The sequence below is a fragment of the Micromonospora sp. NPDC048947 genome (genome assembly GCF_040649495.1).
Taxonomy (GTDB): Bacteria; Actinomycetota; Actinomycetes; order Mycobacteriales; family Micromonosporaceae; genus Micromonospora; species Micromonospora alfalfae.
Genome location: NZ_JBEZFO010000024.1, coordinates 112,872 through 116,058, shown reverse-complemented (window position 1 = coordinate 116,058; position 3,187 = coordinate 112,872). Strand labels below are relative to the sequence as shown.

Sequence of the window (3,187 nt, the reverse complement as noted above, 5' to 3'; positions counted from 1 at the left end):
TATTTTTATACCCGCGTTTTTTGCCCGCCGCCGCGCCCTTTACCCTTACCCCCCCCGCGGGCGCCCCCCCCGCCCCGGGCCCCCCCCCCCCGGCGCGTTTCAGGTGTGGCAGGCTCGACGCCATGCGGCTGGAGAATGTCTGGTTGCGGTACCACCGGCGGGGGCCGTGGGTGCTGCAAGGCATCGACGTGCGGATCGGTCCGGGCGAGGTGGCGATCGTGTTGGGTCGCAACGGGGTGGGCAAGTCGACACTGCTCCAGGTGGCCGCGGGGGTCCTCCGCCCGGGCCGGGGCCGGGTCACCGACCGTCCGACGCGGGTGGGCTGGGTGCCGGAGCGTTTCCCCGCGGACCAACCGTTCACTGTCACCCGCTATCTGACCGGGATGGCCCGGGTGGCGGGGCTGGGCAGGGCTGCGGCCGACGAGGCGGTGGCCTCCTGGACGGACCGGCTCGGGCTGTCCGCGTTCCGCTCGGTCCGGTTGCCGGAACTGTCCAAGGGCACCGCGCAGAAGGTCGGTCTCGCCCAGGCGCTGCTGCGCCCACCGGGCCTGCTGGTGCTCGACGAGCCGTGGGAGGGGCTGGACGCCGCCACCCGTGAGTTGGTGCCCGAACTGATCGCCGAGGTGCTCGCGGCCGACGGGTCGGTCCTGGTCAGCGACCACCGCGGCGAGACGGTCCGGCTCCCGGCCGCGCGCCGCTGGTTGGTGGCCGACGGCTCGCTCTGCGAGGAGACGTCGTCGACGGACGAGACGATCGCTGTGGTCGAGGTCGCGGTGCCGGCCGCGCGGGTCGCCGGCACCGTCGCCCGGTTGCGCGCCGAGGGCCACCAGGTGCTGCGGGTACGCTCCGACGCCTCCACCGCCGCAGCCCAGGCCCTACCCGTCGAGCAGCCCCGGTCGGCCGGTGCCGCCCGACCCGCCGAGCCGCCGCTCGGGATGGCCGGGGAGCTGACAGCGGAGCGGCCCGACGCCGTTGACGCCGCGGTCGAGTCGGCAGCGGGGGAGACCCGGTGAGCGCCCTGGTCCGGATGCGGTTGGCCGGTTTCCTGCGGACCGGCCGGGCGTTGGCGCCCTTGCTCGCCGGCCTGATCACGCTCGGCACCCTCTACGGCGGTGGCCGCGCCCAGCCGGCGGAGGCGTACGGCGTCTCCGCGGTAGTGCTCTTTCCGGTGCTCGCCTGGCAGACCAAGATCCTGTTGGACGTCGAGCCGGACGTGCAGCGTCGGCTGGCGCAGGTGACCGTCGGGGTGGCCCGGGAGCGGTTGGCCGGGCTGCTCGCCGCAGTGGTGACGGCGCTGGTGACGGTGGCCGTCGCGCTGCTCTTTCCGTGGCTGGTCGGCGGGGTATCCGGCCCGGTCGACCCGGGGGACCGGTCGATTCCGGTCGGGCTCGCCCTGGGATTGTGGGCGCATGTGCTGGTCGTACCCGCTGCGGTTGCTCTTGGGGCGCTGGCCAGCCGCGCGTCGGTCGGCGGCGCCGGGTACGGCGTCGCGGTGTTGGCCCTCGGAGGGGTCGGCGCTGTGGTGCTCGGTCTGACCGGCTCGGTGGCCCCCTGGCTGGCACCGCCGATCATGGCGGCCGCTCGCACCACCGCCGGCGACGCCGCCGCGCTGACAATGCTGGGGCTGAGCGGGTGGGCGCTGGCGTGGAGCGCCGCTGTCGTCGGCGGCTACCTGTGGCGTCGGCGGGCCCAGGGATGACCGGCCCTGGTGCGGGTGACGCGGCTCACCAGGCGCGATTTGGCGCTGCTGGTCGGGGCGCGTAGTCTTCAACAGTCATCCGTGTTCTCATGGATGAGGAACCACCCAGAGACCGCTGGTCACCGTGTTTCGGCACGGTCGAAGGTCCCGCGACAACGGGCGACCCGCGTAGGGCGGCAAGCGTAACTCGGCAGTGAGCATGGTCCGCCGACCATGACGATCCGCCGGCCCTCGCCCCGTGCGCCCTGCGCCGGGGCTTTTTCGTTGTCGCGCTGCCTCCGCCCCCGTTCCGGCTTCGGCCGAGACGGGGACCAGCCTCGAGTAACGAGAGAGGAGGGACATGGCGGACAAGCCGATCCGGGCCGACAAGGCCACGGCCGTCGCTGAGCTGACCGAGAGCTTCCGCAGCTCGGGCGCCACCGTGCTGACCGAGTACCGCGGTCTGACGGTTTCCCAGCTCACCCAGCTTCGGCGCTCGCTCGGCGCCGATACCAGCTACACGGTCGCGAAGAACACGCTGGCCAAGCGTGCTGCGACGGACGCGGGCATCACCGGCCTCGACGAGCTGTTCACCGGTCCTACCGCGCTGACTTTCGTTTCGGGCGACGTCGTCGAGGCGGCGAAGGGGCTTCGCGACTTCGCGAAGGCCAACCCGAAGCTCGTCATCAAGGGCGGTGTCTTCGAGGGCAAGGCCATCACCGCGGCCGAGGTCACGAAGCTCGCCGACCTTGAGTCCCGCGAGGTGCTGCTGGCCAAGCTGGCCGGCGCGATGAAGGGCAACCTGAGCAAGGCCGCGGCCCTGTTCCAGGCCCCGCTGTCGAAGACCGCCCGTCTGGCGGCTGCACTGCAGGACAAGCGCGAGAAGGAGGGCGCCGAGGCGGCCTGAGGCCCCCACGGCGCACCAGTTCTTACTTAACAGAATCAGGAAAGGACGCCAGATATGGCGAAGCTCAGCACCGACGAGCTGCTCGACGCGTTCAAGGAGATGACGCTGATCGAGCTCTCTGAGTTCGTGAAGCAGTTCGAGACGACCTTCGAGGTCACCGCTGCCGCTCCGGTCGCGATCGCCCAGGGTGGTGGCGGCGGCGGCGCTGCTGCCGAGGCCGAGCCGGAGCAGGATGAGTTCGACGTCATCCTCGAGGCTGACGGTGGCAAGAAGATCCAGGTCATCAAGGTCGTGCGTGAGCTGACCGGCCTGGGCCTCAAGGAGGCCAAGGACGCGGTTGAGTCCGCGCCGAAGGCCATCCTGGAGAAGGTCAACAAGGAGACCGCCGACAAGGCGAAGGCCAAGCTCGAGGGTGAGGGCGCCAAGGTCACCCTCAAGTGACCTGACGTTCCACCAACGCGTACCCGGCTCGTGAGCTGGGACACCATCGCGTCGCGGCGGGCGGTGATCCGACACCGCGGTCACCAGCAGCGCCAGCAGGTTCGCCGGCTGCGCGCCGAGCACGCCCCGGGTCGCCACGAACAGCAGCAGGTACGCAAGCG

4 protein-coding genes are annotated in these 3,187 nt (G+C 71.5%); all 4 read left to right on the top strand.

Annotated features, from left to right (window positions below):
* Positions 1–122: 122 nt before the first annotated feature.
* The 4 genes from AB0B98_RS28735 to rplL all read left to right on the top strand — a co-directional run bounded on the left by AB0B98_RS28735 (position 123) and on the right by rplL (position 3,026).
* Positions 123–1,013 (top strand): ATP-binding cassette domain-containing protein, encoded by an 891-nt coding sequence (locus tag AB0B98_RS28735; protein WP_357366636.1) that lies wholly within the window; start codon positions 123–125, stop codon positions 1,011–1,013.
* Complete coding sequence (locus AB0B98_RS28730; RefSeq protein WP_357366634.1) at positions 1,010–1,699, top strand: hypothetical protein; 690 nt, start codon at positions 1,010–1,012, stop codon at positions 1,697–1,699. Before AB0B98_RS28735 ends, AB0B98_RS28730 begins: the two co-directional genes overlap by 4 nt.
* A gap of 340 nt (positions 1,700–2,039) precedes the next feature.
* Positions 2,040–2,585 carry a 50S ribosomal protein L10 gene (gene rplJ / locus AB0B98_RS28725; RefSeq protein WP_112584808.1) on the top strand — a complete coding sequence of 182 codons (546 nt, stop codon included), beginning with the start codon at positions 2,040–2,042 and terminating at the stop codon, positions 2,583–2,585.
* 54 nt (positions 2,586–2,639) lie between these two features.
* Positions 2,640–3,026, top strand: a complete 387-nt coding sequence (rplL, locus tag AB0B98_RS28720; protein WP_091402415.1) for a 50S ribosomal protein L7/L12 — start codon at positions 2,640–2,642, stop codon at positions 3,024–3,026.
* Positions 3,027–3,187: the final 161 nt, after the last annotated feature.